Origin of the sequence: Streptomyces hygroscopicus subsp. hygroscopicus (assembly GCF_001553455.1) — a bacterium.
GTDB classification, from domain to species: Bacteria; Actinomycetota; Actinomycetes; order Streptomycetales; family Streptomycetaceae; genus Streptomyces; species Streptomyces hygroscopicus.
Map to the genome: position 1 here is coordinate 1 of NZ_BBOX01000574.1, position 6,001 is coordinate 6,001.

Annotated in this window: 3 protein-coding genes; 1 reads left to right on the top strand and 2 read right to left on the bottom strand. The window is 73.7% G+C overall.

Translation table 11 applies throughout. The annotated features are described in order from the left end of the window. Window positions 1-2,120, top strand: a 2,120-nt coding sequence (locus AXW62_RS38810; RefSeq protein WP_159061088.1) for an ATP-binding protein, incomplete at its 5' end; no start/stop codon positions are given. 53 nt (window positions 2,121-2,173) lie between these two features. Here the strand turns inward: AXW62_RS38810 and AXW62_RS38815 are convergent. Both AXW62_RS38815 and glgB read right to left on the bottom strand, forming a co-directional pair. Then, window positions 2,174-3,595, bottom strand: a complete 1,422-nt coding sequence (locus AXW62_RS38815) for a glycoside hydrolase family 16 protein (RefSeq protein ID WP_060948472.1) — start codon at window positions 3,593-3,595, stop codon at window positions 2,174-2,176. Window positions 3,596-3,740: 145 nt separating this feature from the next. Beyond that, entirely contained in the window at window positions 3,741-5,993 is a 2,253-nt protein-coding gene (gene glgB, locus AXW62_RS38820; RefSeq protein WP_063817738.1) for a 1,4-alpha-glucan branching enzyme, read from the bottom strand. Window positions 5,994-6,001: the final 8 nt, after the last annotated feature.

Sequence of the window (6,001 nt, forward strand, 5' to 3'; positions counted from 1 at the left end):
CCGCGCCCCCGCCCGTCACCGCGCCCGCGCCCGCCACTGCCCCCGCGCCCGTCACCGCCCCGCCCGTCGCCGTACCGCAGCAACTCCCCTCCGACGTCGCCCACTTCACCGGCCGCGAGCGCGAACTGGCCGGGCTGGACGCCCTGCTGCGCGCGGGCTCGGGCGAGGGCGGGGGCGGGGGCGGGGGACGGGCGCCCACCGCCGCGGTGATCACCGTGATCGCGGGCAGCGGCGGCCTCGGCAAGACGACCCTCGCGGTGCACTGGGCTCATCGGGTCCGCGACCGGTTCCCCGACGGCCAGCTCTATGTGAACCTGCGCGGTTTCGGCCCCACCGGCTCGGCCATGACCGTGGCCGAGGCGGTCCGGGGCTTCCTGGACGCCTTCCAGGTGCCCGCCCACCTGATCCCCGCGACCGTCGAGGCGCAGACCGCCCTGTACCGGAGCCTGGTGGCCGACCGCCGGATGCTGATCCTGCTCGACAACGCCCGGGACGCCGAGCAGGTGCGCCCGCTGCTGCCCGGTTCCCCCGGCTGTCTGGTGGTGCTGACCAGCCGCAACGAGCTGACCAGCCTGGTCGTCGCCGAGCAGGCCCAGCCGCTGCCGCTGGAGCTGCTCGACCGCGCCGAGGCGCGCGATCTGCTGATCAGCCGGGTGGGCGCCGAGCGGGTGGCCGCCGAACCGCGGGCCGTGGAGGACGTGATCACGGTGTGTGCCGGGCTGCCGCTGGCGCTCGCCATCGTGGCCGCCCGCGCCGCCACCCATCCCCGCTTCGGCCTGGAGGCGCTCGCCGCGGAGCTGCGCGACGCCCGCGGCAGCCTCGACGCGTTCGAGGGCGGCGACGCCACCACCGACGTCCGGGCCGTCTTCTCCTGGTCGTACCACGCGCTGGGCACCGACGCCGCCCGGCTGTTCCGGCTGCTGGGTGTCCACCCGGGTGCCGATATCGCGGCCCCCGCCGCCGCCAGCCTGGTGGGGATCTCCGTACCGCAGGCGCGCCGGCTGCTGGTCCAGCTGACCCGGGCCCATCTGATCACCGAGCGCGCCCCCGGCCAGTACGGCTGCCACGATCTGCTGCGCGCCTACGCCATGGAGCTGACCCAGGCGTACGACGCGGAGGACGAGCGCCGCGCCGCGCTGCACCGGGTGCTCGACCACTATCTGCACACCGCCCTCGCCGCCGGGGTGGCCTTCACCCCGCACCGGGAGCCGATCGCCCCGGAACCGGTCCAGCCCGGGGTCAGCGTCGGCGAGTTCACCGGGCACGGCCAGGCGCTGATCTGGTTCGTCCTGACCCATCCGGTGCTGATCGCGGCGCTCCAGCAGGCCGCGGAGACCGGATTCGAGACCCATGCCTGGCAGCTGGCCTGGTCGCTGGCGGAGTTCCTGGACCAGTTCGGCCACTGGCACGACCAGCGCGCCGTGCACCGGATCGCCCTGGGCGCGGCCCACCGCGCCCGCGACCTCACCGGTCAGGCCCACGCCTGCCACGGCCTGGGCCTCGCCGATCTGCGGATGGGACGCTACGACCGGGCCCGCGGCCATCTGGTGCGCGCCCTGAACCTGCACCGCGAGTCCGGCAACGAGGTCGGCCAGGCCCTGGTCCACGTCGCGCTCAACCTGGTCTGCGAGCGGGAGGGCCGCCATGACGAGGGGCTGCACCACGCGATGCGCGCCCTGAAGCTGTACCGGGCGGCGGACCACCGCAGCGGTGAGGCGTACGCCCTGAACAACGTCGGCTGGGCGTACGCCAAGCTGGGCGACTTCCAGCAGGCCCTCGCCCACTGCGAGAAGGCGCTGAACATGCTCCGGGAGACGGGCGACGGGCGCGGCGAGTCCGCGGCCTGGGACAGCCTCGGCTACGCCCACAGCCACGTCGGCGACCACGAACAGGCCATCAGCTGCTACCGGCACGCCGTGGAGCTGCGGCGCGGCCGGGGCGAGCGGGTCCGGGAGGCCGAGTCCCTGTACCGGCTCGGCAGCGCGCAGCTGGCCGCCGGGGACCGGGCCGGGGCCCGCCGCAGCTGGCAGCAGGCCCTGACCCGCTTCGACTCCCTCGGCCACCCCGACGCCCACCGGGTCCGGGACGGGCTCACCCGGCTGGGCGGGCCCGACGGCTGACGGGGGCGCGGGGCGCGGGGCGTGGAGCGTGGGGCGCGGCGGCCTCCGGTCGGTCAGTTGAACGGAATGCGCACGAAGGACTGGTTGCCGGTGCCGAGGGTGCTGGTGCCGTTGCCGATCGCGTTCCAGACCTCGACCCGGACCTTGCCGCCCCTGAGGTTGGCCAGCGCCGAGCCGGTGGTGGACTTCAGGCCCCGGGCCTGGGTGTAGTGCTCATAGCCCGGCACCGGGTCGGTGGCGAAGTACTGGTAGGTCTCCGTGCGGTCCCAGGTCCCGTCGCCGGTGAAGTCGTAGCTGACCCTCGCCTGGGTCCCGTTGGCGACCGTGGTCCCCGCGTCCACGAACAGGTCGAAGGCGGTCGAGCCGCCGTTGTAGGTCCTGGTGATCCCGGACGAGACGAAGGTCTGCGGCTGGTACGGCGTGCCGTCGTGGTTGGTGCCGCCGGCCGAGGCCAGGGGCGCCGAGCCGGCCGACGCCGCGTCGCCGAGGGCGCCGCCGGTGCGCAGGTACTGGGTGGCGGAGCCGCCGGGGTCGGTGCCGCCGCCTCCGCCCCGGGTCCACACCGCCACGTAGTCGACGAGCATGGGGTGGCCGGGCTCGGTGGCGGCGGTGGGCGTGCGGGAACCCTGGACCCCGTCCGGGAAGCCGCCGCCGACCGCCACGTTGAGGAGCAGGAAGTAGCCCGCGTGGTCGGTCATGTTCGACCAGGTGGCGGCGTCGACCTGGTTCTGGCTGACGCTGTGGAACTGCACGCCGTCCACGTACCAGCGCAAGGCGTTGGGCGAGGTGGAGCGGTCCCATTCGAAGCGGTAGGTGTGGAACGCGGACTGGCAGCTGGCGCCGGGGCAGACGCGGCTGGCACCGATGCCGCTGGTCTCCTGGCACGGGCCGCCGGGGTTGGTGCCGCAGTGCAGGGTGGCCCAGACGGAGTTGACGCCGTTGACGTTCTCCATGAAGTCGAACTCGCCGATCCCCGGCCAGTTCTGGTAGTTGCCCCGGTAGGGGCTGCCCAGCGCCCAGAAGGCCGGCCAGTAGCCGAGGGCGGCGCTCCCGGTCACGTTCGGCATCTGGATCCGGCCCTCGACGCGCAGCACGCCGCCGGCCGGCGCCTTGAAGTCGGCCCGCTTGGTCTCGATGCGCGCCGAGGTCCAGTTGCCGGCGCCGTCGCGGAGCGGGGTGATGCGGAGGTTGCCGTTGCCGTCGAGGCTGAGGTTGCTGGTGGAGTTGGTGTAACTCTGCACCTCACCGGTGCCCCAGTTGGCGGGGCCGCCGGGGTAGTTGTGACCGGTGTCGATCTGCCAGTTGGCGGAGGAGGGGAGGGTGTTCGCGGCGCCGTTGAAGTCGTCGCCCCACTGGAGGGTCCAGTCGGGCACCGAGGGTATGTCGGCACGGGCGGTGGCCGCTCCGAGGAGCGCCAGCGCCGTGGCGGTCAGCGCGGCGAGGGTGGATCTGAGACGGTGGCGGCGGATGCGCATGGGGGGACCTCCAGAAGGGGGGTGAGAGCGCTCTCACCCCTCTCTTTAGGCGCACCCGCACCCAGCGTCAATCGTTTGCGCACGATATGCGCAAACGGGCCCTCGTACCGGGCTTTCGGGCACGGCCGCGCACCGCCGCGAGCGCTCAGGCCGGCCGCAGCCAGATCGTGGCCAGCGGTGGCAGCACCGGCAGCACGGAGGCCGGGTGGCCGTGCCACCCCGTGGGTTCCGCCTTCAGCGGCCCGGAGTTGCCGACGCCGCTGCCGCCGTAGCGCCGGTCGTCGGTGTTCAGCACCTCGCGCCACACCGGCACCGTCTCCGGAACCCCGATGCGGTACTCATGGCGGACCACCGGGGAGAAGTTGCTGATGGCCAGCAGCGGCGAGCCGCCGGCGTCGAACCGGAGGAAGGCGAAGACGTTGTCCTCACGGGCATCGCCCTCGACCCAGGAGAAGCCCTCGGGGTCGGTGTCCCGCTGCCACAGCGCCGGCGTGGCCGCGTACACCCGGTTCAGATCGCGGACCAGATCGCGCACGCCCCGGTGGTCCGGCTCGGCGGAGTACGACGGGTCCAGCAGCCACCAGTCGGGCCCATGGGCCTCCGACCACTCGGCGCCCTGGGCGAACTCCTGCCCCATGAAGAGCAGTTGCTTGCCCGGATGGGCCCACATGAAGCCGAGGTAGGCGCGGTGGTCCGCGCGCCGCTGCCACCAGTCGCCGGGCATCTTCGACACCAGCGCCCGCTTGCCGTGCACCACCTCGTCGTGCGAGATGGGCAGCACGTAGTTCTCGCTGTACGCGTAGACCATCGAGAAGGTCATCTCGTGGTGGTGGTGCTTGCGGTGCACCGGCTCATGCGCCAGGTAGCCCAGCGAGTCGTGCATCCAGCCCATGTTCCACTTCAGCCCGAAGCCGAGGCCGCCGAAGCCGCTGGGGCCCCGGTGGTGGGTGGCGCGGGTGACCCCGTCCCATGCGGTCGACTCCTCGGCGATGGTGACCACACCCGGGCAGCGGCGGTAGACGGTCGCGTTCATCTCCTGGAGGAAGGCGACCGCGTCCAGGTTCTCCCGGCCGCCGTGCGCGTTGGGCGTCCACCGGCCGGGCTCGCGGGAGTAGTCGAGGTAGAGCATCGAGGCGACGGCGTCCACCCGCAGGCCGTCGACGTGGAACTCCTCGCACCAGTACACGGCGTTGGCGACCAGGAAGTTGCGCACCTCGGCGCGGCCGTAGTCGAACTCCAGCGTGCCCCAGTCGGGATGCTCGGCCCGCAGCGGATCGGCGGGCTCGTACAGCGGACGGCCGTCGAACTCCGCGAGCGCCCAGTCGTCCTTGGGGAAGTGCGCCGGCACCCAGTCCACCAGCACCCCGATGCCCGCCCGGTGCAGCGCGTCGATCAGGTACTTGAAGTCGTCGGGGGTGCCCAGCCGGGCCGTGGGCGCGTAGAAACCGGTGACCTGGTAGCCCCAGGAGCCCCCGAAGGGGTGCTCGGCCACCGGCATCAGCTCGACATGGGTGAAGCCGAGGTCCTTCACGTACGCCGGGAGCTGCTCGGCCAGCTGGCGGTAGGTCAGTCCCGGCCGCCAGGACGGCAGATGCACCTCGTAGACGGAGAACGGCAGCTCATGGACGCGTCCGCGCTCCCGGCGGGCCATCCACGCGTCATCGCCCCAGCGGTGGTGCGAGGCGTGGACGACGGAGGCGGTGGCGGGCGGGCACTCGGTGCGCCGCGCCATCGGGTCGGCGCGCAGCGAGTGGCCGCCGTCGGGCCGGGTGATCTCGAACTTGTAGAGCGCCCCCTCGCCGACCCCGGGCAGGAACAGCTCCCACACGCCGCTGCCGCCGAGCGAGCGCATCGGCAGGGCGGTGCCGTCCCAGTAGCTGAAGTCGCCGGTCAGCCGCACGCCGAGGGCGTTGGGCGCCCAGACGGTGAAACGGGTGCCGGGCACGCCCTGGTGGGTCATCGGATGCGCGCCCAGCGCCCGCCACAGCTCCTCGTGGCGGCCCTCGCCGATGAGGTGCAGATCGAACGCGCCGAGGGCGGGCAGGAAGCGGTACGGGTCGTGCAGCTCCAGCTCGGCGTCCTGGTACGTCACGAGCAGCCGGTAATCGGGGATCTCCGCGAGCGGCAGCACCCCGGAGAACAGCCCGTCCCCTTCGGCCCGCAGCCGGGCCCGCAGCCCGGCGGCGGTGACGGTCACCGACCGGGCGTACGGGCGCAAGGCCCGGAAGAGCACACCGCCGCGCACGGGGTGGGCGCCGAGCAGCGCGTGCGGGTCGTGGTGCGCCCCGGTCAGCAGCCGCCGCCGCTCCTCGTCCCCGAGCGCGGGCGCGTCCCGCACCCCCCGCGCGCCGGGCGCTCCGGCCGCCTCGTGTCCGGGGCGCCCGTCGCCCCCGGCCACGGGCCGCC

Excerpts from the sequence above, each read along its gene's own strand:
- AXW62_RS38815 (WP_060948472.1), bottom strand. The coding sequence starts at position 3,595 with ATGCGCATCCGCCGCCACCGTCTCAGATCCACCCTCGCCGCGCTGACC.